Below are 23,104 nucleotides of genomic sequence, written 5' to 3' on the forward strand. Positions count from 1 at the left end.
CCTGCGACTGTATCAACCCCTATGGGGGTATGTCACCCGCTGACAACCGATCAATGCGGTGACCCGACTCTCATTTTCCCGATGCGGAAATCCGTCTGCGGCTCACCAGGATCAGGGAAAGTGCCAGTCCGAGCGCCGCGATCCCCGCGCCGATCGTGGGCGGGACCTGCAGGGATGCCCCCGCGCCGATCGCCGTCGCCCCCACCCAGGCGCCCATCGCGTTGGCCATGTTCAGCGCGGAGTGATTGAGGGACCCGGCCAGCTGCGGGGCGGACGGCGCGGAGTCCACCAGCAGCACCTGGAGGGCCGGGGCGATGCCGGAGCCGGTCACCGCCACCAGGAAGAGGAACACGATCATGACGGGCAGCCACGAGGCGGTGAGGCCGACACCGAGCAGCGCCACCGCGCTCGCCGCGAAGCTCACGCGCAGGGTCAGCACGGGGTCGCGGTCGGTGAGGGCGCCGCCCACGAGCGTCCCGACCACCATGCCCACGCCGTAGAGCGCCAGGACGGCGGGGACCCACCGCGGATCCAGCCCCGCGACCCGGGTCAGGAGCGGGGTGATGTAGGTGTAGAGGGCGAACATCCCCGCGAACCCGATCACCCCGACGGCGACGGTCGCCCACAGCCGCGGGGAGGCGAGGCCACGGACCTCGTTCGCCACGGACGAGCCCGGCGGGGCGGGCACCGGAGGCACGAGGAACGCGGTCGCCGCGATGCAGCCGACGGCGCAGATCGCCACGATCACGAACATCCAGCGCCAGCCGGACGCCTGGCCCACGGCCGTGGCCAGGGGCACCCCGATCACGTTGGCGACCGAGAGCCCCGCCATGACCCACGCGATCGCCTGGCCGCGCCGGGCGGGGCCGGCGAGGTCCGCGGCCGCGAGGGCGGCGGCGGAGAAGAACGCACCGTGGGGCAGGCCCGAGACGAAGCGCGCGAGCATCATGGTGGTGATGTCCGGGGCCAGCAGGGAGGCCGCGTGGCCGATCGCGAAGAGGGCCATGAGCAGCATGCTCGTGAGCCGGCGGTCCATGCGCGCGCACGCGGCGGCGAGCACGGGGGCGCCCACGACCACGCCGAGGGCGTACATGGAGATGAGCACGCCACCGGTCTCCAGTCCCACGCCGAGGTCGTCGACCGCCTGCGGCAGGAGCCCCATCATCGCGAACTCGGTGGTGCCGATCGCGAAGCTGCCGAGGGCGAGCGCCAGGATCGCGGGGAGCAGGCGCGCGGGGCGGCGCCGCACGAGGGCGTCGGGCCCGGAGGGGGTGGGGGAGTCGGGAGAGGGGGTCAGCACCGCTCAAGCCTACGGAGTGCACCGGGCGGGTCGCCGCCGCTGGCTAGGGTGGCCACATGACCTCCGACACATCGCACGCCACGCCCACCGTGCCGCCCCCGCCGCCGAGGCGGACGGTGGTGGGTGTCGCCCTCCTCGACGACGCCGCGGCCCCGCGCGTCCTCCTGGCGGCCCGCCGCAGCGCCCCCGCGTCCCTGGCCGGGCTGTGGGAGTTCCCGGGCGGCAAGGTCGAGCCGGGGGAGTCGGACCGCGAGGCGCTACTGCGCGAGGTCCGGGAGGAGCTCGGCGCGCGCGTGCGGCTGGGCGCGGAGGTGGCGGCCCCGGAGACGATCGGATGGAAGCTGGCCGACGGCGCCCGGATGCGCGTGTTCTACGGCGTCCTCGAGCAGGGATCGGCCGAACCGGCGGCCCTGCAGGACCATGACCGGCTCGCGTGGACGCCCCTGACCGCCGAGGACCTCCACGCCCACCCGTGGATCCCCGCCGACCGGCCGATCGTGGACGCCGTGCTGGCGCAGCTGGAGGACGCCTTCGCCTGACCGCGGCGGCCGCCGCTCTCAGAAGAGCGCGGGCTGCGCCTCCGCGAGGTCCGAGCGACCCGCCGTCGGCCCGGGACGCCCCGTCCGCCGCGGCGCGGGAGCGGGGGAGCCGTCCGGGCGCGGGCCGTCGTCGCGCCGCACGCCGTGCGCGCCGTGGCGGCCGAGCCCGTGCCGCCGGGCGGCCTCGGCCGCGGACCGCGCGAGCGTGCGGCGGTAGGCGGCCGGGGCATACGAGGACCGGGCGTACATCTGGCGGTACCCCTCCAGCAGATGGGGATGGTCCCGCTCGATCCACGCGAGGTACCACTCCCGGGCGCCGGGACGCAGGTGGAGGGCGCCGGCCAGCGCGTGGGCGGCGCCCGCTCCGGAGACCGCCCGCATGAGCGCGTCGATCTGCCCCTCCGAGTCCGTCAGCCACGGCAGCAGGGGCATGGCCATGACGGTGACCTCGGCCCCGGCGGAGGCGAGCTGCTCGATGAGGCGCAGCCGCGCGGCCGGGGACGGCGTCCCCGGCTCCACCGCCGCCGCCACGGACGGGTCCAGGACCGCCAGGGAGAGGGAGACCTGCACGGGCACGGACCGGGAGGCGGCACGCAGCAGCGGGACGTCCCGAGCGAGCAGGGTGCCCTTGGTGAGCACGGAGAACGGGGTGCCCGAGTCCGCGAGCGCGGCGATGATCCCGGGCATGAGCCGGTACCGGCCCTCAGCGCGCTGGTAGGGGTCCGTGTTGGTGCCCAGCGCCACGCTCTGGCGGCCCCACGTGGGCCGCGCGAGCTCCCGGCGCAGCACCTCGGGGGCGTTCACCTTCACCACGATCTGCCGGTCGAAGTCCGCCCCGGCGTCCAGGTTCAGGAACGAGTGCGTGCTGCGGGCGTAGCAGTACCGGCACGCGTGGGTGCAGCCGCGGTACGGGTTCACGGTCCAGCGGAACGGCATGGCCGAGGACTCCGGGACGGAGTTCAGCACGCTCTTGGCCAGGACCTCGTGGAACGTGATGCCCGCGAACTCGGGCGTGGTGATGCTCCGCTGCAGGTCCGAGAGCGGGAGCAGAGCGGGGGCTCCGGCCGGTGTGCCGTCCTCCGCCTGCTCGGATCCGCCCTCGGACCGCAGGGTCTGCGCTTCCCATCGCATGACCTCAGTAGAACACATGTTCGAACGCCATCGCAAGCATGTTCGAGTCCTCCTCGCGCCTACCCTGGGCGCATGACCGTCCACGCCACCCCCGTCCACGCCACCCCCGTCCGCGTCCTCCTCACGGGCTTCGAGCCCTTCGGCGGGGACGCCCACAACCCCTCGATCGCCGCCGCGCGCGCCGCCGTCGGCCTCCTTTCGACGCAGGGGGTGAGCGCGCACGCCGTCGAGCTGCCGTGCGTGTTCGCCGCGGCCGGGCCCGCGCTGGCCGCCGCACTGGGGGAGACGCACCCGGAGGCCGTGGTCGCCGTCGGGCTGGCGGGCGGCACCGGGTCCGTGCGCGTGGAGCGCGTGGCCGTGAACCTGCAGGACGCCCGCATTCCGGACAACGCGGGGGACCAGCCGGTGGACCGGCCCGTGCGGCTCGGCGGCCCGGCCGCGCACTTCGCCACGCTGCCCGTCAAGCGCGCCGTCGCCCGCATCCGCGCGGCCGGCGTGCCCGCAGAGCCCTCGCTCTCGGCGGGCGCCTTCGTGTGCAACCACGTCATGTACTCGCTGCTCGACGCTCCGGGAACGGCGCGCGCCGCCGGGTTCGTGCACGTGCCGTGGGACATCGAGCACCGGCCGACGGCGGACGCGCCCGGGCTGCCGGCCGCCGACCTCGCACGCGCCGTGGCGGAGACCGCGTTGGCCGCGCTCGACGGCGGCGCGGACCTGACCGTCCCCGGCGGCACCCTGCACTGAGGGACGCTCCGCCCGCGCCCGAGCCCCGTTCCGCCCGACCCGGCCGCCGCTCAGCCGCGTCGCCGGAGCGGCCGAAGCGAGAGCGTGCGGATCACGGGCCGCTCCACGTAGCCGCCGCGCACCAGCCCGGCGCCACGCTCGAACGCGTTGCGGGAGGCCGGGTCGCCCGTGCGCCAGGAGGACCACGCCGCCGCGAGCGCGTAGGCCGGCAGGAACGGCAGCCCGAGGCACGCCGCGTACTGCGCCGCGTGGGCGCCCTCGTGCCGCCACAGTTCCGGCGTCATCCGCAGCCCGGGCCGGGTGAACACCACGTCGCCCACCGTGAACGCGGCCCCACCCGGGAAGGGGGCCGTCCACCCGCGCGCCTCGATGAGGCCCAGGGGACCCGGCCGCAGCTCGCAGCGCGCGACGACGGCGCCCACGAGTCCCAGGGGCGTGGACAGGTTCACGAGGTTCCACAGGCCGCGGGCCCGGGCGGCCCTCATCGGTCGGACCCCTCGGCCGCGGCCCGGCCGGGCTCCGGCACCGCGAAGTACAGGTGCGCGTGGGCCGAGCAGCCGGGGTTGAAGCCCGCCCCGCACGAGGGGCACGCCGGCGAGGCGGGCGAGGCGCCGCCGTCGCCGTCCGGGGAGGCGGCCATGGCCGCGCGATACGCGTGGACACTCAGCTCGGCGCGGCACACTCCGCACAGGACGTGCGGCCGGGCGAAGTCCGTGGCCGGCACGGGGACGGCCGGGTGGCCGGCGAGCTCGGCGTGGCACCGGTGGCAGGGCCAGTAGGCGTCGCAGCACGCGAAGCGCATCGCGACGACGTCGCGGGGGCTCGCGTAGTGGGCGCACCGGGTCTGCCCGTCCACGGCGACCCCGCGGACGGGCACGGACGGCGGGACGGGGGCGTCGGTCATGCCGCTCAGCGTAGAGGTGTCCGTCCCTGCCCGGACACTAGACTGGGCCCGCCCCCATCAGCCAGCACGCGAAGGTCGTTGCCCCCATGACACCCAGCACCGAGCCCGGCGCGGAGTCCGCCGCGCCCGCTCCGGAGATCTCCCCCGTGGACGCCGAGGCGGTGGACGCGGCCGTGCAGGCCGCCCTCGCCGCCTTCGAGTCCGCGGACGACCTGGACGAGCTCAAGGCCGCCCGCCTGGCCCACACCGGCGACCGCGCCCCGCTCACCCTGGCCAACAAGGGGATCGGTGCCCTGCCCAAGGAGCGCAAGGCCGAGGCCGGCAAGGTCATGGGCGCCGCGCGCGGCCGCATGAACAAGGCGCTCGCGGCCCGCACCGCGGTGCTGGAGGCCGAGCACGCCGAGCGGATCCTGCGCGAGGAGACCGTGGACGTGACGGCCGCCGTCCGGCGCCGCCGCCCGGGCGCCCGCCATCCGCTGTCCCTGACCATGGACCGGGTCTCCGAGATCTTCGTCGGCATGGGCTGGGAGATCGCGGAGGGCCCCGAGCTGGAGTCCGAGTGGTTCAACTTCGACGCGCTCAACTTCGCCCCGGACCACCCGGCGCGCGAGATGCAGGACACCTTCTTCGTGGAGCCCGCCGAGGCCCATCTGCTCCTGCGCACCCACACCTCCCCCGTGCAGATGCGCTCCCTCCTGGAGCGCGGCGCGCCCACCTACGTGCTCTGCCCGGGCCGCACGTTCCGCACGGATGAGCTGGACGCCACCCACACCCCGGTGTTCCACCAGTTCGAGGGCCTGGCCGTGGACCGCGGCCTCACCATGGCCCACCTGCGCGGCACGCTCGAGTACTTCGCGCGGCAGATGTTCGGCGCGGAGGCGGCCATCCGCCTGCGTCCCAACTTCTTCCCCTTCACCGAGCCCTCCGCCGAGCTGGACATCTGGCATCCCGGCGCCAAGGGCGGCCCCCGCTGGATCGAGTGGGGCGGCTGCGGCATGGTCCACCCGAACGTGCTGCGCGCCGCCGGCCTGGACCCGGACGAGTTCTCCGGCTTCGCGTTCGGCATGGGCGTGGAGCGCACGCTCATGTTCCGCAACGAGGTCCCGGACATGCGGGACATGATCGAGGGCGACGTCCGCTTCTCCCAGCACTTCGGCATGGAGGTCTGATCCAATGCGCATCCCCCTGAACTGGCTCCGGGAGTTCGTCCCCGTCCCTGCCGACCACCGCGCGGAGGACGTCATGGCGGACCTCGTCCGCGTCGGCCTCGAGGAGGAGGACGTCCACCGTCCCGCCGCCGAGCTCGAGGGCCCCATCGTGGTGGGCCAGGTGCTCACCAAGGAGCCCGAGCCCCAGAAGAACGGCAAGACCATCAACTGGTGCTCCGTCCGCGTGGTGCCCGACGGCGCCGAGCAGACCCTCACGGGCGAGGGCGTCGACCCCTCCGGCGTGCAGGGCATCGTGTGCGGCGCGCAGAACTTCGAGGTCGGGGACAAGGTGGCCGTGTGCCTGCCCGGCGCCGTCCTGCCCGGCGACTTCCGCATCAGCCCCCGCCAGACCTACGGCCACGTCTCGGCCGGCATGATGGCCTCCGTCCGCGAGCTCGGCCTGGGCGAGGACCACGAGGGCATCCTGGTGCTCTTCACCCTCGGCCTGGATCCGGAGCTCGGCGCCGACGTGCGCGACGTCCTGGACCTGCGGGACGAGGCCGCCGAGATCAACGTGACGCCGGACCGTGGCTACGTGTTCTCGATGCGCGGTGTGGCCCGCGAGTACGCGCACGCCACGGGCAGGCCGTTCACGGACCCGGCGGAGGCCGTCACCCCGCCCGCGGCCGACGACGCCGGCGTGCCCGTCACGCTCGACGACGACGCGCCCATCTACGGGAACCCGGGCTGCACGCGCTTCGTGGCCCGCACCGTGACCGGCGTGGACGCCTCCCGTCCGACGCCGCCGTGGCTGGCCTCACGGCTGCGCCTGGCCGGGATCCGCTCCATCTCCCTGCCGGTGGACATCTCCAACTACGTCATGTGGGAGCTGGGCCAGCCGCTGCACTTCTACGACGCGGACAAGCTCCAGGGCGGCATCACCGTGCGCCGGGCGGCCCCGGGGGAGACCCTCACCACGCTCGACGGCAAGGAGCGCACCCTCGACGCCGAGGACCTGGTCATCGCGGACGAGGCCGGCGCCGTGGGCCTGGCAGGCGTCATGGGCGGGGAGCGCACCGAGGTCTCGGACGCCACCACGGCCGTCGTGATCGAGTCGGCCAACTTCGATCCGGTCTCCATCGCCCGCACCCGCCGCCGCCACCGCCTGCCCTCCGAGGCCTCGAAGCGCAACGAGCGCGGCGTGGACTGGGAGGTCGCGGACGAGGCCGCCGAGCGCGCCGTGCAGCTGCTCGTCGAGCTGGCCGGCGGCGTGGCCGCCGAGGGCGTCACGGACGTCGGCGAGCGCCCGGCCCCCGCCGTCGTCGAGATGGCGGCGGACTACCCGACCGCCCGCGTGGGCGTGGAGTACACCGCGGACGAGGTCGTGGAGACCCTGCGCTCCCTCGGCGCCGAGGTGGAGGTCGGCGAGACCGGCGACGGCGGTGCGCCGCTGCTGCGCGTCACCGCTCCGTCCTGGCGCACGGACCTGCAGATCCCCGAGGACCTGGTCGAGGAGGTCGCGCGCCTGCGCGGCTACGACCAGATCCCCTCCGTGGTCCCGGTCGCGCCCCCGGGCCGCGGCTTCACGCGCGCCCAGGCCCAGCGCCGCCGCGTCGCCGCCGCGCTCGCGGCCGGCGGGCACACCGAGGTCCTGACGTACCCGTTCGTCTCCGAGGAGCAGAACCGCCGGTTCGGCGCCGCGACGGATGCGGCCGCCGACGCGCTCGAGACGGTCTCGCTCGCCAACCCGATCTCCTCCCAGTTCCGGTTCCTGCGCACCTCGCTGCTGCCGGGCCTCGTGGAGACCGCGCGCCGCAACCTGGGCCGCGGCTTCCGTGACCTCGCGCTGGCCGAGGTGGGCCGCGTGTTCCTGCCCTCGGGCGCGCTCGGCTCGCCCGAGGTGCCGCCGCGCGGCGTGCACCCCTCCGCCGAGGTGCTCGAGGGACTGACCTCCGGCGTGCCCGCGCAGCCGTGGCACGTGGGCGGTGTCCTCGTCGGGCACGAGGCCCCCGTGGGCCCCGGCGCCGCCGGGCGCGCCGTGGACTGGCAGGACGCCGTGTCCGCCGCGCTGGACGTCGCGGACCTGCTCGGGGTCGAGCTCACGGTCCGGCAGGGCGCGCACCACGCATTCCACCCCGGGCGCGCCGCCGAGCTCGTCGTGGCCGTCGCGGACGGCGAGGCCGTCGTCGGTGTGGCCGGCGAGCTCCACCCCCAGTGGCTCGAGGCGGAGGACCTGCCCGCGCGCCTGAGCGCGTGGGAGCTGGACCTGGACGCGCTGTCCGCGGCGGCGCCCGAGGCCGTCGTCGCCGAGGCCATCTCCACGTACCCGCTCAGCACGCAGGACGTCGCCCTCGTCGTCGACGCCGCCGTGGTGGCCGGGGACGTGCGCGCGACCCTCGCCGAGGGGGCGGGCGAGCTGCTCGAGGAGGTCGCGCTGTTCGACGTGTACGAGGGGCCGGGGGTGCCCGAGGGCAAGAAGTCGCTGGCGTTCTCCCTGCGCTTCCGGGCCCCGGACCGCACGCTCACCGCGGACGAGGCCTCCGAGGCCCGCGCCGCGGCCACCGAGCTCGCGGCCCGGCGCCACGGCGCGGTGCAGCGCTGAACGGTCCTCCCGTGGGCGCGCGCCACGCTCCCGCCCCGGGTGGCCTTCCGGGCCGCTGGGGTCTGACGACGGCCGTCTCCGCACCCGCGGGGGCGGCCGTCGCCGCCTCCGCCGCCCTCCTGGAGGAGATCGCGTCGGCGCTCGCCGACGTGTGGGGGGAGCCGGTGGGCCCGCTGGGGCTGGGGCACGCGTGCCCGGCCTGCGGGGGGACGGACCACGGGGCGCCCACCCTCACGGGGCTGCCGACCGGCCGCTGCGCGCTCGTCTCGTTCACGCACGTGGCGGTGCCCGGGGCGCCGGGCATGCGCGTCCGGCTCGGCGCGTGGTGGGCCGGAGCGGGGCGGGGGGCCGGCCTCGGGCTGGACCTGGAGCGGGAGGACGCGCCGGCCTTCGCGACGGACGCCGCGCTCGGGGACGTCGCCTTCTCGCCTCGGGAGCGCGGCTGGCTCGCGGATCACGACGAGGCCGCCCGCCCGGCCGCTCGCGCGGTGCTGTGGACCCGCAAGGAGGCTGTCGTGAAGGCCGCCGGGACGGGCTTCACCGGTGATCCGACCGACGTCCCCGCCCTGCGGCCTCCCGCGGGCATGCGCGTGGTCGACCTCGACGACACGGTCGTCCCCGGCGCCGTCGGGGCGCTGGCCTTCCGGGTGCGACGCGGACGATGACCGCGCGCGGGCGCAACCGCCGCCGGCGTCAGCCCGGGAACGCCGGCAGCGGCGCCCTCGCGGTCCACGCCTCGAACAGCGCGTCGACGTCCGATCCCTCCACGCCCTCCGCCTCGGCCCACGCGCGGACGTGGGCGCGCAGCGCGGCGGTGTCCACCGTGCCGAAGCGGTGCTGCGCCACCCAGGCCCGGACCATGTCGTGGAAGGCGCGCGGGCCGAGGAGCTCGCGCAGCGCGAACACGGTGAGGGCGCCGCGCTTGTACACGCGGTCGTCGAACATGTCCCGCGGCCCGGGGTCCACGAGCACGAGGTCCTCCGGCTCCTCGCGCAGCCGGTGCCACGCGCGGTGGGCCATCGAGGCGATGCTGGAACGGCCCGACGCCTCGGCCCACAGCCACTCCGAGTAGCACGCGAAGCCCTCGTGCAGCCACAGGTCCGACCAGCGGCCCAGCGTCACGGCGTTGCCGAACCACTGGTGGGACATCTCGTGGGCGATCAGCCGCTCCGACTCCCACGAGCCGTCCAGGTGGTTGGTGCCGAACAGGGACATGCCGGCCGCCTCGAGCGGGATCTCGAGGACCTCGTCCGCCACGACGGCGGTGTACTCCTCGAACGGGTAGGCGCCGTAGGCGTCCACGAACGCGGCCATCATCCGCGCCTGGGGCGCCAGCGCGGCGCGGGCGCGCTGCTCCTGGCGGGGCGAGACCACGAGCCTCAGCGGCGGCAGGCCCGCGTCGGCGTCGGCGGCCACACGGGAGGTGGCCGTGTGCGCCCCGCGGCCGGCCGGGACGGGCACGGCCGTCGGTGCGTCCACGCGGCGGTACCGCCCGATCTGCACGGTGAGCAGGTACGCGGGAACGGGCCGGTCCATGCGCCACTGCCACGTCACGCGGGAGCCGCGGGTGCGCACGGGCCGGCCGGTCCCGTTGGCCACGGGGAGGTAGCCGGCGTCGCAGGTCAGGGTGATCTGTGCCGTCGAGCGGACCGCGGGGGAGTCGATGCACGGCAGCCACGTGGACGCGCCGTGCGGCTGCCCGGCCACGAGGACGCCGTCGGTGAGCTCCTCCCAGCCGATGGTGCCCCACGGGCTGCGGCGCGGCGCGGGGGTGCCCGCGTACGTCACCGTCAGCTCCACGAGGGCGCCCTCGGGGAGGCTCTCGCCCAGCTGCACCACGAGGCGGTGCGGCGTGCGGCGCGGCTGGGAGTGCCGGACCTTCAGCGTGCGCCCGTCCACCGTTCCGGTCACGGACTGCGCCGCGAGGCGGTGCAGGTCCAGCTCGACGCTCGAGGTCTGGCGCCGCAGCCGCACGCGCAGCACGGCCACGCCGGCCACGCGGTTGGCGGCCAGCCGGACGTCGAGCGTCAGGTCGATGTGCTCGATGGTCGCCACGTCCGTGCCGACTCCGGGGATGTAGGGGTCCGTGCTCATGATTCCTCTGCGGTGGTGGCGGGGGCGGCGGTGCTTCCGTGCTCGACGACGGCGACCGGTCCGTCCGGCATGCGCCACGGCGCGACGGGGTTGCCGAGCCACCAAGTGCCGGCGGGCAGGTCCTCGCCGCGCATGACGAGCGAGCCGGCGCCGACGGTGGTGCCCGCGCCCAGGCGCGCCGCGGGCAGGACCACGGAGTTGGGGCCCAGCGTGGCGCCGTCGCCCAGGGTGACCTCGTCGAGGGCCATGACGCGGTCGTGGAAGAGGTGCGTCTGCACCACGCATCCGCGGTTCACGGTGGCGCCGTCGCCGAGGGTGACGAGGTCGGCCTCGGGCAGCCAGTAGGACTCGACCCACGCGCCGTGCCCGATCCGCGCGCCCATCGCCCGCAGGAACCACACGAGTGCGGGCGTGCCGGCGGCGGCACGGGCGAACCACGGGGCGGCGAGGAACTCGGTGAACGTGTCGGCCACTTCGTTGCGCCAGATGAACGAGGACCACAGCGGGTGCTCCGAGGTGCGGATGCGCCCCACGAACAGCTTCTTCGCCAGCACGGTGATGCCGGCCGCCACCGCGCCCGCGGCCAGCAGCACGACCCCGCCCAGCACGGCGGCCAGGAGCCAGCCCCCGACGGCGGCCAGCGCGGCGAGTGCCGCACCGACGGCGATGGTGAGGGCGACGTGGAGCCACACGGGGATGGCGCGCAGCAGCTCCCACGCGGTGCGCGCGGCCTTGAGCCGGGCCGGCGGGTCGTAGGTCAGGGCCGCGTCCGCGGCGACCTCGGTGCGGCGCAGGCGCACGGGCGGGGAGCCCATCCAGGAGGAGCCGGCCTTCGTCTTGGCCGGCGTCGTGGAGAGCACGGCCACGAGCGAGTCTCGGCGCAGGGTGCGCCCGCCCGGGACCATGCCCGAGTTGCCCACGAAGGAGCGCTTGCCCACCTTCGCCGGGCCCACGTGCATCCAGCCGCCCTGCAGGGTGTAGGAGGAGACCATGGTGTCGTCGGCGAGGAACGCGCCGTCGCCCACGCGGGTGAACTTCGGCAGCAGGACCACGGTGGAGGCCTCCACGTCGCGGCCGATCTCCGCGCCGAGCCAGCGCAGCCACACGGGCGTGAAGCGCGAGGCGTAGAGGGGGAAGAGCTGGTCTCGCGCGGCGTCGAGGACACGCTCGGTGGCCCAGATCTGCCAGCCCACCCGCGAGCGGACGGGGTGGTGGCCCTCCGTGATGCCCACGGAGAGCACGCGCACGGTCATCAGGACCAGCAGCATCTGCGTGCCGAACCACACCGCCGCCATGAGCGGCGAGGCGGCGAGCAGGCGCAGGGCGGTCTGCCCGACGGCGGCCAGCGGGGTGGCCGCGGCGGCCGCCTCCGGCCACCACGCCAGGGACCACGCGCCCACGGCGAGCGCGGCGGTGGCCGCCAGGAGCGGCAGCAGGGCCAGCACGGTGGAGCCCACGGTGGAGGCGATGCGCCAGCCCGTGGCCCGGGGCGGCGCCACGTTGGGCCCGTCCGCCTTGACCTTGCCCACCTTGGCGGCGGGCGATCCGGCGTGGCGCTGGCCGCCGCGCAGGCGGCCGGCCACGGTCGAGCCGGCCTCCACGTGCGCGCCGGCGCCCACGCGGGCCCCCGGCATCAGCGTCGTGCGGGCGCCGACCACGGCGCCGGCGCCCACGTGCATCCGGCCGATCCGGACGACGTCGCCGTCCACCCAGTAGCCCGAGAGGTCGACCTCCGGCTCGATGGACGCGCCCTCGCCGATCTCGAGCAGGCCGGTCACGGGGGGCACCGAGTGCAGGTCCACGTCCGGGCCGATCTTCGCGCCGAGCAGGCGGGCGTAGGCCGGGACCCACGCGGCGCCGGCGAGCGAGTACGGGTCCACGAGGTCCGTGACGTGCTGGGCCAGCCACAGGCGCAGGTGGACGCGGCCGCCGCGCGGATAGGAGCCGGGCTCCACGCCGCGCAGCAGCAGCCGCGCCGCGAGGCCGGCGATGAGCATGCGGCCCGGCGCGGTGACGACGAGCAGGGCCGCCACGCCGAGCACCCACCACGACACGGTCGGCAGCCCGGGGGCCAGGCCGGTCAGGGCGAGGACGTTGAGCACGAGGCCCGTCCACACGCCCAGGCGGAGCGCGGGCAGCACGAACACGGGCAGGCCCACGAGGGTCTGCGCCCACTGCGTGCGGTGCCGGGTGCGGGCCACGTGGCGGTCGTGCACCTCGATGCCCGGGGCGTCGCCCTCCTCACCCACGACGGCGGCGACAAGCGCGCCGGCCTTGGAGTGGCGGTACACGTCCTGCACCGTGACCGCGGGGTGGCGCTGGCGCAGGCGTGCCACGAGCTGCGCCGCGGCGAGGGAGCCGCCGCCGGCGGCGAAGAAGTCGGTCTTCGGCCCGGCGGGGGCCTGGCCGAGGATGTCCGCCCACTGCCGCAGGATCCAGCCCGCGGGGGTGGACTCGTCGATCTCGGGGGCGTCCTCGTCCGCGGCCTCGGCGCCCGGCAGGGGCCAGGGCAGGGCGTGGCGGTCCACCTTGCCGGAGGTCTTGGTGGGCAGGGACTCCACGAGGGCGAGGCGCGGGACGAGGGCGGCCGGCAGCTCCTCGGTGAGGCGCTCGCGGGCGTCCGCGAGGTCGAAGTCCTCGAGCGGACCGCCGGGCTTGAGGTAGCCCACCAGGATCTGGTGCCCGGCGGGGGTGGAGCGCACCGCGGCCGCGCCGCCGTGCACCCCGGGCAGTGCCTGGAGGGCGGCGTCGACCTCGCCGAGCTCGATGCGACGGCCGCCGAGCTTCACCTGGTCGTCGGCGCGGCCCACGAACAGCAGGCCCGCGGGGTCGAAGACCACGAGGTCGCCCGAGCGGTAGGCGCGCTCCCAGCCCAGCGAGGGCAGGGGGGCGTACTTCTCGGCGTCCTTCGCGGGATCCAGGTAGCGGGCCAGCCCCACGCCGCCGATGATCAGCTCGCCCGTCTCGCCCGCGGCCACGGGGACCCCCGTGGCGGGATCGACGACGGCGAGGTCCCAGCCGTCCAGCGGCAGCCCGATGCGCACGGGCCCCTCGCCCGTGAGCGGGGCAGCGCTGGCCACCACGGTCGCCTCGGTGGGGCCGTAGGTGTTCCACACCTCGCGGCCCTCCACCGCCAGGCGCGCGGCGAGCTCCGGCGGGCAGGCCTCGCCGCCGAAGATGAGCAGACGCACGTTGTCCATGGCCTCGGTCGGCCACATCGCGGCGAGGGTGGGCACCGTGGAGACGGCGGTGATCCGGCGCTCGGCCAGCCACGGGCCGAGGTCCATGCCCGAGCGCACGAGGGCGCGGGGGGCCGGCACGAGGCATGCGCCGTGGCGCCAGGCCAGCCACATCTCCTCGCAGGAGGCGTCGAAGGCCACGGAGAGGCCCGCCAGCACGCGGTCGCCGGGGCCGAGCGGGTCCTGCTGGAGGAAGATCCGCGCCTCAGCGTCCACGAACGCGGCGGCGGAGCGGTGCGAGACGGCCACGCCCTTCGGGGTGCCCGTGGAGCCGGAGGTGAAGATGATCCACGCGTCGTCGCCCAGGCCCGGGCGCACGGGATCGCCCGTCCCGACGTCGGCGGCGGGCTCGCGGGAGGCGCTCAGCACGCGCTCGTCCGTGAGGATCCCGGCCACGCGGGCCTCGCCGAACACGAGGCGGGCGCGCTCCTCCGGGTCGTCCGCGTCCACGGGGACATAGGCGGCGGCGGCGGCCAGCACGGCGAGGATGGAGACGTAGAGGCCGACGGTGCCGGACGCGATCCGCACGCCGATCCGGTCCCCGGGCCGCACGCCGCGCTCCGCGAGGAAGCGGGCGGACTCCAGCACGCGCTCGTGCAGCTCCGCGTAGGTCAGCTGCTCGCGGCCGTCGTCGAGGGCGGGGGAGTCGGGATGCTCACGCACCGTGGCCTCGAAGAGGTCGAGGAGGGTCCGTGGGGGCGGGGTGCGGTCGGATCCGGGGAGCTGGGGCGGGTGGACGCGGGCGGTCGGCTCGGTCATGGGACCTCCGATGAAGGGTCAGTCGATGGGTGGGCGGCGCGGCGTCGGGAGATTCACGACGGGCCGCCGAACCAGCCCAATGTAGTTCACCTGACGACTCGTGCTCGGTGTCCTCCGTCCCCGGGCGGCGGCGGAGGCTCTTCCGCGCCGCCCCGCGAGGACGTCGTGACACCGTCACGGCGGGGTCACGGCAGCGTCAGGAGCACCTTGCCGGTCGTCGCGCGGGACTCGAGCAGCTCGTGCGCGCGTCCGGCGTCGGAGAGCGGGATGCGGGCGCCGATCCGCACGTCGAGGGAGCCCTGAGTCCACGCGGAGAAGAGCTCTGCGCCGCGCTGCCGGGTCTCCTCGGCGGTGCGTGTGTAGGCCGCCAGGGACGGCCGGGTCACGTAGAGCGAGCCGCCGGAGTTCAGGCGCTGCAGGTCGAACGGGGGGACCTGGCCGGAGGCGCCCCCGAAGAGCACCAGCAGGCCGCGCACGCGCAGCATCGTCAGCGAGGCCTCGAAGGTGTCCCGGCCGACGCCGTCGTAGACGACGTGCGCCCCCTCTCCGCCGGTGGCCTCGAGGACCGCGTCCCTCAGCTCCGCATAGCCGACGGCGGCGTGTGCCCCGGCGGCCCGCGAGAGCTCGCGCTTCTCCTCGGTGGAGGCGGCGGCGATCACGCGCGCCCCGCGGGCCGCCGCCAGCTGGGTCAGGAGCAGGCCCACGCCGCCCGCGCCGGCGGTGAGCGCCACCGTCTGCCCCTCGGACACCTCGAAGGTCGAGCGGCACAGGTAGTGCGCCGTCATGCCCTGCAGGGGCAGGGCCGCCGCGTCGGCCAGGTCCATGGCGTCCGGCACGTCGAGGAGCTGGTCGGCGGGGGCTGTGAAGTGCTCGGCGTACGTGGCGTGCCCGGCGGCCGTCGCCACGCGGCGCCCCACGAGGGAGCCGTCGACGCCGTCGCCCACGGCCACGACCTCGCCCGCACCCTCGGTGCCGGGGGTGAAGGGGACGTCCACGGCGTACACGCCGGAGCGCTGGTACGTCTCGATGAAGTTCAGGCCCGCCGCCGCCGTGCGCACGAGGACCTGCCCGGCGGCCGGCCTCGGCGCGGGGACCTCGGTCCACGCCAGTGCCTCGGGTCCGCCCGCGGAGGCGACGACGACGGCGTGGTGGGTGGAGGGGTGGGCGGGGGAGGCGTGTTCGAGGCTCATGCCCTCCACTGTACGATCGCATACATATTCCGAATCTCGCATACACCAGGTAGGGTGGGCCCATGACTCACACCGTCTCCGTCTCCGGCGCCAGCGGCTATGCCGGGGGAGAGGCCCTGCGCCTGCTCGCGGCCCACCCCGAGGTCAGCATCGGCGCCATCACGGCGCACTCGAACGCGGGGGAGCGCCTCGGCGCCCTCCAGCCGCATCTGCACACCCTCGCGGACCGCGTGCTGCAGGAGACCACCGCGGACGTGCTCGCCGGGCACGACGTCGTCCTCCTCGCCCTGCCCCACGGCGCCTCGGGCGCGCTCGCCGCGCAGATCGCGGAGCGCTCCCCGGACACGCTCGTCATCGACGCCGGCGCGGACCACCGCCTCGAGTCCGCCGAGGACTGGGAGGCCTTCTACGGATCTGAGCACGCGGGCACGTGGCCCTACGGCCTGCCCGAGCTGCCGGGCCAGCGCGAGAGGCTGGCCGGCGCCCGCCGCATCGCCGTCCCCGGGTGCTACCCCACGACGTCGATCCTGGCCCTGGCCCCCGGGTTCGCGGCGGGCCTGCTCGAGACCTCCGACGTCGTGATCGTGGCCGCGTCCGGCACCTCGGGCGCGGGCAAGGCCGCCAAGCCGCACCTGCTCGGCTCCGAGGTCATGGGAGGCATGAGCCCCTACGGCGTGGGCGGCGGGCACCGGCACACCCCCGAGATCGAGCAGGGCCTGTCCCAGGCGGCCGGGGAGCGCGTGCAGATCAGCTTCACGCCGACCCTCGCCCCCATGCCCCGCGGCATCCTCGCGACGGCGACCGCGCGCCTGCGCCCCGGGGTCGCGCCGGACGCGGTGCGCGCGGCGTGGGAGGCCGCCTACGCGGGCGAGCGCTTCGTCCACGTGCTTCCCCAGGGGCAGTGGCCGGCCACCAAGGCCGTGCTGGGCTCCAACCACGTGCAGCTGCAGCTGGCCGTGGACGGGCGCGCCGGGCGCGTGATCGTCACCGCCGCCCTCGACAACCTCACCAAGGGCACGGCCGGCGGCGCCGTGCAGTCCATGAACATCGCCCTGGGACTGCCGGAGCAGACCGGGCTCGAGCACCAGGGGGTCGCGCCGTGAGCGTCACCGCAGCACAGGGGTTCCGCGCGTCCGGCGTCACGGCCGGGCTCAAGCCGTCGGGGAGGTCGGACGTCGCCGTCGTCGTGAACGACGGGCCGCAGCACGCCGCCGCCGGCGTGTTCACGACGAACCGCGTGGCGGCCGCCCCCGTGCGCCTCTCCCGCGCGGCGCTCGCGGACGGGCGCGCCGCCGCCGTCGTGCTCAACTCGGGCGGGGCCAACGCGGCCACGGGCGCGGCCGGCCTCGAGGACGCCCGGCGCACGGTGGAACACACGGCAGCGGCCCTGTCCGTGGACCCCGCCGACGTCGCGGTCTGCTCCACGGGTCTGATCGGCGAGCGCCTCGCGATGCCGCTCCTGCTCGAGGGCGTCTCTGCGGCGGCGGGCTCGCTCTCCGCCGACGGCGGCGGGGACGCCGCCGTCGCGATCATGACGACGGACACCGTGCCCAAGCAGGCGCTGGCGACGGGCGAGGGCTACGTCATCGGCGGCATGGCCAAGGGCGCCGGCATGCTCGCGCCCGGACTGGCGACCATGCTGTGCGTCCTCACCACGGATGCGCTGCTGCCCTCCGCCGTGCTCGACGCCGCGCTGCGGGAGGCCGTGCGCACCACGTTCGACCGCGCCGACTCCGACGGCTGCATGTCCACGAACGACACCGTGGTGCTGCTGTCCTCCGGCGCCTCGGGCGCCACGCCGGATCCGCGCGAGTTCACCGAGCTGCTGCGCGGGGTGTGCGCGGACCTCGCCCGCCAGCTCATCGGCGACGCCGAGGGCGCGTCGCACGAGATCGCGATCCGCGTGGTGGGAGCGAGCACCGAAGCGGCCGCCGAGGCGGTGGCCCGCGCGGTCTCCCGGTCCAACCTCTTCAAGGCCGCCGTGTTCGGCCAGGACCCGAACTGGGGACGCGTCATCTCGGCCGTCGGCACCGTGCCGGAGGCCCTCGCGCCCTTCGACGCGGACGCCCTGGACGTCTCCTTCAACGGCGTGCAGGTGTGCCGCGCCTCCGGCGTGGGGGAGGACCGTTCCCTCGTGGACCTGGGCGCCCGGGAGGTGCGCGTGGAGATCGACCTGCACGCCGGCTCCGCGGAGGCCACCGTGTGGACCAATGACCTCACCCACGACTACGTGCACGAGAACTCCGCCTACTCCACGTGAGGAGACCCGACATGAGCGAGAACCCCACCGCCGCCCCGCCCGTGCTCTCCACGGCGGACCGCCTCGAGCGGGCCGCCTCGAAGGCCGAGGTCCTCGTGGAGGCGCTCCCGTGGATCCGCCGCTTCGCCGGCACCACCATGGTCATCAAGTACGGCGGCAACGCCATGGTCTCGGAGGAGCTGCGGGCGGCGTTCGCCGAGGACGTGGTGTTCCTGCACCACGTGGGTGTGCACCCCGTGGTGGTGCACGGAGGCGGTCCGCAGATCAACGCGATGCTCGACCGCCTCGGGATCTCCTCCGAGTTCCGGGGCGGACTGCGCGTCACCACGCCGGAGGCCATGGAGGTGGTGCGCATGGTCCTCACCGGCCAGGTCGGCCGCGAGCTCGTGGGACTGATCAACTCGCACGGGCCGTACGCGGTGGGGTCCTCGGGGGAGGACGCCGGACTGTTCCGCGCCCGCCGGACCGGCGCCGTCGTGGACGGCGTCGAGGTGGACCTCGGGCTGGTGGGCGAGGTGACGGGGGTGAACCCCGCCGCCATCCGGGACGTGATCGACGCCGGGCGCATCCCCGTCGTCTCCTCCGTCGCCCCCGAGATCGGGCCGGACGGCGACCCCACCGGCCACGTGCTCAACGTCAACGCCGACACGGCCGCCGCCGCGCTCGCGGCCGCCCTGGGGGCCACGAAGCTCGTCCTCCTCACGGACGTCGAGGGACTCTATGCGGACTGGCCCGACCGCGGATCCCTCATCAGCTCCCTCACCGCCGGCCAGCTGCGCGCACTGCTGCCCTCCCTGGCCTCGGGCATGATCCCGAAGATGGCCGCGTGCCTGGACGCCGTGGAGGCCGGCGTGCAGCGCGCCCACGTGGTGGACGGCCGCCGGCCCCACTCCATGCTGCTGGAGGTGTTCACGTCGGCGGGCGTGGGCACCCAGGTGGTCCCCGACGACGACGCACCGGCCCCGGGCCAGGAGGACGCATGAGCACCACCCAGTCCCAGCTGCTCCAGCGCTACGGCGCCTCCCTGACCGGCGTGTTCGGGCCCCCCTCGCGCGTCCTGGTGCGCGGGGAGGGCAGCCGCGTGTGGGACGCGGACGGGAAGGAGTACACGGACCTGCTGGCCGGGATCGCCGTGAACTCGCTCGGCCACGCCCACCCGGCGATCGTGCGCGCGGTGACCGAGCAGGTCGGCACGCTCGGGCACGTCTCCAACCTCTTCACCTCGGAGCCGCAGGTCCGGCTCGCGGAGGAGCTGCTCGCGGCGGCCGGCGCACCCGAGGGCTCCACCGTCTTCTTCGCCAACTCCGGCACCGAGGCCAACGAGGCCGCCTTCAAGCTGGCCCGCCGCCACGGCGGCGAGGACCCCTCGGGGCGGCGCACCCGGGTGATCGCCCTCGAGCGGGCCTTCCACGGCCGCACCATGGGCGCCCTCGCCCTCACCCACAAGCAGGCCTACCGCGCCCCCTTCGAGCCGCTGCCCGGCGGCGTCGAGCACGTCCCGGGCGGGGATCTTCCCGCGCTGCGCGCCGCGCTCGCCCCGGACGCGGACGGGGCCACCGTGGCGGCCGTGCTGCTGGAGCCCGTGCAGGGCGAGGCAGGCGTGCACGGCTGGCCCGCCGGCTACCTGTCCGGGGTGCGCGAGGCCACCCGTGAGGCCGGCGCCCTCATGATCCTCGACGAGGTGCAGTCCGGCATGGGCCGCACCGGGGCGTGGTTCGGCTTCCAGAGCCCGGAGGTCACCGGCTCGGACGTGCCCGTCCTCCCGGACGCGTTCACCCTTGCGAAGGGCCTGGGCGGCGGCGTGCCGATCGGCGCGCTCGTGTGCGTGGGCGAGCGAGCCTCCGGCCTGCTCACCGCGGGCCAGCACGGCACCACGTTCGGCGGCAATCCACTCGCAACGGCGGCCGGCCTGGCCGTCGTCGAGACGATCCGCGCCGAGGGGCTGCTGGAGCGTGTCCGCGCGGAGGGCGTGCGCCTGGCCGCCCGCCTGTCGGCGCTGCCGGAGGTGAGCGCCGTGCGCGCCTACGGCCTGTGGATCGGCGTGGACCTCGCCGAGAGGGCGGGCGCGGACCCGGAGGGCGGGCTCGCCCCCGGCGTCGTGCGGGCCGGCCTCGACGCCGGATGGATCCTCAACGCCACCGGTCCCGCCACCCTGCGCCTGGCCCCGCCCCTGACCATCGGGCGGGCCGACCTCGACCGCTTCACGGACTCGCTGCCGGCCCTCGTGGCCGCCGCCTGAGCGACCTCGCGCCACCGACCTGGCGGGCCCGCCCGCCCCACCCGTCCGCCCCACCTCTCCGGGAGGAGACCCCATGAGCACCGCCCCCCACCCCCCGACCCGCCACTTCCTGGTGGACACGGACCTGAGCCCCGCGGAGCAGGCCGAGGTCCTCGACCTGGCCCTGGAGATGAAGGGGGACCGCTTCCTGCACCGCCCGCTGGCGGGTCCCCGCACCGGCGTGGTCTTCTTCGACAAGACCTCCACGCGCACCCGCGTGTCCTTCTCCGCCGGGATCGCGGAGCTCGGCGGCAGCCCGCTGATCGTCAATCCGGGGGAGTCGCAGCTGGGCCACAAGGAGTCCGTCGCGGACACGGCCCAGGTCCTGGAGCGCATGGTCGGGATCATCGTGTGGCGCACGTTCGCGCAGGCCGGTCTCGAGGAGATGGCCGCCCACTCCCGGGTCCCCGTGGTCAACGCGCTCTCCGACGACTACCACCCGTGCCAGCTGCTCGCCGACCTCCTCACGGTGCGGGAGCACAAGGGCCGCACCGCGGGCCTGACCCTGGCGTACGTGGGGGACGCGGCCAACAACATGGCCAACTCCTACCTCCTGGCCGGCGTCACGGCGGGCATGCACGTGCGGATCGCCGGCCCCGCCGGCTTCCTCCCCGCCGACGACGTCGTGGCGGCCGCTCGGGAGCGTGCCCTCGAGACCGGCGGCTCGGTGCTCATCACCTCGGATCCGGGCGAGGCCCTGGACGGCGCCGACGCGGTTGTGACGGACACCTGGATCTCCATGGGCCAGGAGGACGAGAAGGAGGATCGGCTCACCCTCTTCCGCGCCTACCAGGTGGACGGGGCCGCGATGGCCCGGGCCGCCGAGGACGCGATCTTCCTGCACTGCCTGCCGGCCTACCGCGGCTACGAGGTGAGCGCCGACGTCATTGACGGCCCGGCCTCGGTGGTCTTCGACGAGGCGGAGAACCGCCTGCACGCGCAGAAGGCCCTCATGGCCTGGCTCCTGTACCGCTCCGGGCTGGCGGAGGATCCGCGCGCGACGGCGGAGGGGGCGCGCTGATGGCCGTGCCGACCACCAAGACCGCCCGGCAGGCCGCGATCCGCGAGCTGCTGGCCATGCGCGAGGTCCGTTCGCAGGCCGAGCTCTCCGCCGCCCTGGGGGATCGCGGCCTCTCCGTCACCCAGGGCACCCTCTCCCGCGACCTCGTGGACCTGGGCGCCGTCCGGGTGCGCGGCGCCGCGGGGATGGTCTACGCGGTGCCGGCCGAGGGCGAGGAGTCCGCGGTCCCGCCGCGCAGCTCGGAGTCCCAGCAGGGCCGCCTGGCGAGCATGGCCCGCGAGCTGCTGATCTCCGCCGAGCCGAGCGAGAACCTGGTCGTGCTGCGCACCCCGCCGGGGGCCGCCCAGTTCCTGGCCAGCGTGATCGACCACGCCCGGGTGGAGCACGTGCTCGGCACGATCGCCGGCGACGACACCATCCTGCTGATCACGGCCGGCTCGGAGAACGCACCCGTCGTGGCCTCCCGGCTGCTGGGCCTCGCCGGCTGACCGGGACCGGCGCCCCGGGGCGTCCACCTGCCGGCCGCCGGCGTGGGCGCCACCGCTCCGGACACGCAAGAAGGCCCCCACCGGACGGCGGGGGCCTTCTTGTGGTGCGTGACGCTGAGGGTCACGCGAGGCTCATCAGGCCTGGGGGAGGACGAACTCCTGGCCGATGAAGATGAGGTTCGGATCCTCGATGAGGTCCTTGTTGGCCTCGTAGATGGCCTTCCAGCCACCGTCGACACCGTGCTCGGCGGCCAGCTTGTTCAGGGTGTCGCCCTTGGCGACCACGACGGTCTGCTCGGCCTTGACGGCGGGAGCGGCCTTCGCAGCCTTGGCGGCGGGGGCGGCCTTGGCTGCGGGAGCCGCAGCCTTCACCGGAGCGGACTTCGCGGCAGCGGCCTTCTTGGCCTCGGCGCGCTCAGCAGTGGCCTGCTTGGCCTCGGCGCGCTCGGCGGCTGCCGCACGCTGGGCCTCGGCACGCTCCGCGGCGGCACGCTGGGCCTCGGCACGCTCGGCGGCTGCGGCACGCTTGGCCTCGGCGCGCTCCGCGGCGGCACGCTGGGCCTCGGCACGCTGGGCCTCGGCGCGCTCGGCGGCTGCGGCACGCTGGGCCTCGGCGCGCTCGGCGGCGGCGCGCTCAGCAGCGGCACGCTCGGCGGCAGCGGCATCCTGACGCTGCACGGTGGCGGTGCGCTCGACGGCAACGGACGGGGTGCCCGCGGCATCGGAGGCGGTCAGGCCCAGCTTCTTGGAGCAGGCGGGCCAGGCGCGCCAGCCCTGCATGTCGAGGAGCATCTCGCCGCGCTTGATCTGCTCGGCCTTCGAGGCCTGGTGCGGGTAGCCCGAGCCACCGACCATGCGCCAGGAGGAGTAGGTGAACTGGATGCCACCGTAGAAGCCGTTGCCGGTGTTGATGGACCAGTCGCCGCCGGACTCGCACTGGGCCAGGCGGTCCCAGGTGGCCACCGAGGCGGCCTGGGCGGGAACGGCGCCGCCGACAGCGGCAGCACCGGCCAGGGTCATGCCGGCGACGACGGTCGCGGTCGCACGGCGGGAGCGGGTGGCGGAAGAAGCGAAGAGAGTCATGATGTCCATGTGTCGAGTCCTCGCTGTTCGGCGGGCCGGGGCGCACCGGGGTCGTCTACTCCTTGGTCGGGTCAAAGACTCCGTCGGCTCGGGACGACCCCACAGCGGGCGACCGACGAAGCATTTCGATCACGAGATCATCGCGTCATCCGCTCAGGCAGATAACGGTGAGATCACGAATCGGCTACGAACGAGTCAACGCCCTTCGGGGGCGGCCCGTCAAATCGGGCACCCGTGGCGGCGGCCGGGAGGGACCGAGGGGCTGTATGCGAGGACGATCCGCTCCGTATCGCCCATCCCGGTCGGACGATCCGGCATGAAGGG

The 23,104-nt window shown here is 75.3% G+C and carries 19 protein-coding genes; 11 read left to right on the forward strand and 8 right to left on the reverse strand.

Features of this window, described 5'->3' with window-relative positions; translation table 11 throughout:
• Nucleotides 1–70: 70 nt before the first annotated feature.
• Nucleotides 71–1,300 carry an MFS transporter gene (locus tag AB0302_RS06410; RefSeq protein WP_319076230.1) on the reverse strand — a complete coding sequence of 410 codons (1,230 nt, stop codon included), beginning with the start codon at nt 1,298–1,300 and terminating at the stop codon, nt 71–73.
• A gap of 56 nt (nt 1,301–1,356) precedes the next feature.
• Between AB0302_RS06410 and AB0302_RS06415 the strand changes: the two genes are divergently transcribed.
• Nucleotides 1,357–1,839, forward strand: a complete 483-nt coding sequence (locus AB0302_RS06415) for an NUDIX domain-containing protein (RefSeq protein ID WP_298713750.1) — start codon at nt 1,357–1,359, stop codon at nt 1,837–1,839.
• 18 nt (nt 1,840–1,857) lie between these two features.
• Here AB0302_RS06415 and AB0302_RS06420 read toward each other — a convergent pair whose 3' ends face one another.
• Nucleotides 1,858–2,970: an Rv2578c family radical SAM protein gene (locus AB0302_RS06420; RefSeq protein WP_319076228.1), complete on the reverse strand. Its 1,113-nt coding sequence runs from the start codon at nt 2,968–2,970 to the stop codon at nt 1,858–1,860.
• Nucleotides 2,971–3,042: 72 nt separating this feature from the next.
• On the opposite strand from AB0302_RS06420, the gene AB0302_RS06425 reads away from it, so the two are divergent.
• A complete protein-coding gene (locus tag AB0302_RS06425; protein WP_366370902.1) occupies nt 3,043–3,714 on the forward strand; it encodes a pyroglutamyl-peptidase I in 672 nt (223 codons plus the stop codon).
• Nucleotides 3,715–3,764: 50 nt separating this feature from the next.
• Here AB0302_RS06425 and AB0302_RS06430 read toward each other — a convergent pair whose 3' ends face one another.
• Together AB0302_RS06430 and AB0302_RS06435 are read right to left on the reverse strand one after the other, a co-directional pair.
• Complete coding sequence (locus AB0302_RS06430) at nt 3,765–4,199, reverse strand: hypothetical protein (protein ID WP_366370903.1); 435 nt, start codon at nt 4,197–4,199, stop codon at nt 3,765–3,767.
• Nucleotides 4,196–4,618: a CHY zinc finger protein gene (locus AB0302_RS06435; RefSeq protein ID WP_366370904.1), complete on the reverse strand. Its 423-nt coding sequence runs from the start codon at nt 4,616–4,618 to the stop codon at nt 4,196–4,198. Before AB0302_RS06435 ends, AB0302_RS06430 begins: the two co-directional genes overlap by 4 nt.
• Nucleotides 4,619–4,704: 86 nt before the next feature.
• Here AB0302_RS06435 and pheS point away from each other — a divergent pair, with 86 nt between their 5' ends.
• The 3 genes from pheS to AB0302_RS06450 are packed head-to-tail and all read left to right on the forward strand — an operon-like array spanning nt 4,705 to nt 9,033.
• Nucleotides 4,705–5,787, forward strand: coding sequence for a phenylalanine--tRNA ligase subunit alpha (gene pheS / locus AB0302_RS06440; protein WP_248117127.1), 1,083 nt, complete (start codon nt 4,705–4,707; stop codon nt 5,785–5,787).
• A 4-nt stretch (nt 5,788–5,791) separates the two neighbouring features.
• Entirely contained in the window at nt 5,792–8,368 is a 2,577-nt protein-coding gene (gene pheT / locus AB0302_RS06445) for a phenylalanine--tRNA ligase subunit beta (RefSeq protein ID WP_366370905.1), read from the forward strand.
• Nucleotides 8,369–8,379: 11 nt separating this feature from the next.
• Entirely contained in the window at nt 8,380–9,033 is a 654-nt protein-coding gene (locus AB0302_RS06450; RefSeq protein ID WP_366370906.1) for a 4'-phosphopantetheinyl transferase superfamily protein, read from the forward strand.
• Between the two features lie 28 nt (nt 9,034–9,061).
• Here the strand turns inward: AB0302_RS06450 and AB0302_RS06455 are convergent, their stop codons facing one another.
• From AB0302_RS06455 to AB0302_RS06465, 3 genes are all read right to left on the reverse strand, one after another.
• Complete coding sequence (locus tag AB0302_RS06455; protein ID WP_366370907.1) at nt 9,062–10,462, reverse strand: M1 family metallopeptidase; 1,401 nt, start codon at nt 10,460–10,462, stop codon at nt 9,062–9,064.
• Entirely contained in the window at nt 10,459–14,460 is a 4,002-nt protein-coding gene (locus AB0302_RS06460) for a Pls/PosA family non-ribosomal peptide synthetase (RefSeq protein WP_366370908.1), read from the reverse strand. Before AB0302_RS06460 ends, AB0302_RS06455 begins: the two co-directional genes overlap by 4 nt.
• 185 nt (nt 14,461–14,645) lie before the next feature.
• Entirely contained in the window at nt 14,646–15,650 is a 1,005-nt protein-coding gene (locus AB0302_RS06465) for a quinone oxidoreductase (RefSeq protein ID WP_366370909.1), read from the reverse strand.
• A gap of 62 nt (nt 15,651–15,712) precedes the next feature.
• Here AB0302_RS06465 and argC point away from each other — a divergent pair, with 62 nt between their 5' ends.
• The 6 genes from argC to argR all read left to right on the forward strand — a co-directional run bounded on the left by argC (nt 15,713) and on the right by argR (nt 21,697).
• Nucleotides 15,713–16,753 (forward strand): N-acetyl-gamma-glutamyl-phosphate reductase, encoded by a 1,041-nt coding sequence (argC, locus tag AB0302_RS06470; protein ID WP_366370910.1) that lies wholly within the window; start codon nt 15,713–15,715, stop codon nt 16,751–16,753.
• Nucleotides 16,750–17,910 carry a bifunctional glutamate N-acetyltransferase/amino-acid acetyltransferase ArgJ gene (argJ, locus tag AB0302_RS06475; protein WP_366370911.1) on the forward strand — a complete coding sequence of 387 codons (1,161 nt, stop codon included), beginning with the start codon at nt 16,750–16,752 and terminating at the stop codon, nt 17,908–17,910. Before argC ends, argJ begins: the two co-directional genes overlap by 4 nt.
• 11 nt (nt 17,911–17,921) lie before the next feature.
• Nucleotides 17,922–18,893 carry an acetylglutamate kinase gene (gene argB, locus AB0302_RS06480; protein WP_319076210.1) on the forward strand — a complete coding sequence of 324 codons (972 nt, stop codon included), beginning with the start codon at nt 17,922–17,924 and terminating at the stop codon, nt 18,891–18,893.
• Nucleotides 18,890–20,149: an acetylornithine transaminase gene (locus tag AB0302_RS06485; RefSeq protein ID WP_319076208.1), complete on the forward strand. Its 1,260-nt coding sequence runs from the start codon at nt 18,890–18,892 to the stop codon at nt 20,147–20,149. Before argB ends, AB0302_RS06485 begins: the two co-directional genes overlap by 4 nt.
• Before the next feature lie 73 nt (nt 20,150–20,222).
• A complete protein-coding gene (gene argF / locus AB0302_RS06490) occupies nt 20,223–21,209 on the forward strand; it encodes an ornithine carbamoyltransferase (protein WP_366370912.1) in 987 nt (328 codons plus the stop codon).
• On the forward strand, nt 21,209–21,697 hold the full coding sequence (gene argR, locus AB0302_RS06495) for an arginine repressor (protein WP_366370913.1): 489 nt from the start codon (nt 21,209–21,211) through the stop codon (nt 21,695–21,697). The genes argF and argR overlap by 1 nt, the downstream gene beginning before the upstream one ends.
• A 135-nt stretch (nt 21,698–21,832) precedes the next feature.
• Here argR and rpf read toward each other — a convergent pair whose 3' ends face one another.
• Nucleotides 21,833–22,789 carry a resuscitation-promoting factor Rpf gene (rpf, locus tag AB0302_RS06500; RefSeq protein WP_366370914.1) on the reverse strand — a complete coding sequence of 319 codons (957 nt, stop codon included), beginning with the start codon at nt 22,787–22,789 and terminating at the stop codon, nt 21,833–21,835.
• Nucleotides 22,790–23,104 lie beyond the last annotated feature (315 nt).

The sequence above is a fragment of the Micrococcus sp. NPDC078436 genome (genome assembly GCF_040702705.1).
GTDB lineage: Bacteria > Actinomycetota > Actinomycetes > Actinomycetales > Micrococcaceae > Micrococcus.

What these genes read in the sequence shown, in the direction of transcription:
- AB0302_RS06415 (WP_298713750.1), top strand. Translation starts at nt 1,357, where the DNA reads ATGACCTCCGACACATCGCACGCCACGCCCACCGTGCCGCCCCCGCCG.
- AB0302_RS06420 (WP_319076228.1), bottom strand. Translation starts at nt 2,970, where the DNA reads ATGCGATGGGAAGCGCAGACCCTGCGGTCCGAGGGCGGATCCGAGCAG.
- AB0302_RS06425 (WP_366370902.1), top strand. Translation starts at nt 3,043, where the DNA reads ATGACCGTCCACGCCACCCCCGTCCACGCCACCCCCGTCCGCGTCCTC.
- AB0302_RS06430 (WP_366370903.1), bottom strand. Translation starts at nt 4,199, where the DNA reads ATGAGGGCCGCCCGGGCCCGCGGCCTGTGGAACCTCGTGAACCTGTCC.
- AB0302_RS06435 (WP_366370904.1), bottom strand. Translation starts at nt 4,618, where the DNA reads ATGACCGACGCCCCCGTCCCGCCGTCCGTGCCCGTCCGCGGGGTCGCC.
- pheS (WP_248117127.1), top strand. Translation starts at nt 4,705, where the DNA reads ATGACACCCAGCACCGAGCCCGGCGCGGAGTCCGCCGCGCCCGCTCCG.
- pheT (WP_366370905.1), top strand. Translation starts at nt 5,792, where the DNA reads ATGCGCATCCCCCTGAACTGGCTCCGGGAGTTCGTCCCCGTCCCTGCC.
- AB0302_RS06455 (WP_366370907.1), bottom strand. Translation starts at nt 10,462, where the DNA reads ATGAGCACGGACCCCTACATCCCCGGAGTCGGCACGGACGTGGCGACC.
- AB0302_RS06460 (WP_366370908.1), bottom strand. Translation starts at nt 14,460, where the DNA reads ATGACCGAGCCGACCGCCCGCGTCCACCCGCCCCAGCTCCCCGGATCC.
- AB0302_RS06465 (WP_366370909.1), bottom strand. Translation starts at nt 15,650, where the DNA reads ATGAGCCTCGAACACGCCTCCCCCGCCCACCCCTCCACCCACCACGCC.
- argC (WP_366370910.1), top strand. Translation starts at nt 15,713, where the DNA reads ATGACTCACACCGTCTCCGTCTCCGGCGCCAGCGGCTATGCCGGGGGA.
- argB (WP_319076210.1), top strand. Translation starts at nt 17,922, where the DNA reads ATGAGCGAGAACCCCACCGCCGCCCCGCCCGTGCTCTCCACGGCGGAC.
- AB0302_RS06485 (WP_319076208.1), top strand. Translation starts at nt 18,890, where the DNA reads ATGAGCACCACCCAGTCCCAGCTGCTCCAGCGCTACGGCGCCTCCCTG.
- argF (WP_366370912.1), top strand. Translation starts at nt 20,223, where the DNA reads ATGAGCACCGCCCCCCACCCCCCGACCCGCCACTTCCTGGTGGACACG.
- argR (WP_366370913.1), top strand. Translation starts at nt 21,209, where the DNA reads ATGGCCGTGCCGACCACCAAGACCGCCCGGCAGGCCGCGATCCGCGAG.
- rpf (WP_366370914.1), bottom strand. Translation starts at nt 22,789, where the DNA reads ATGGACATCATGACTCTCTTCGCTTCTTCCGCCACCCGCTCCCGCCGT.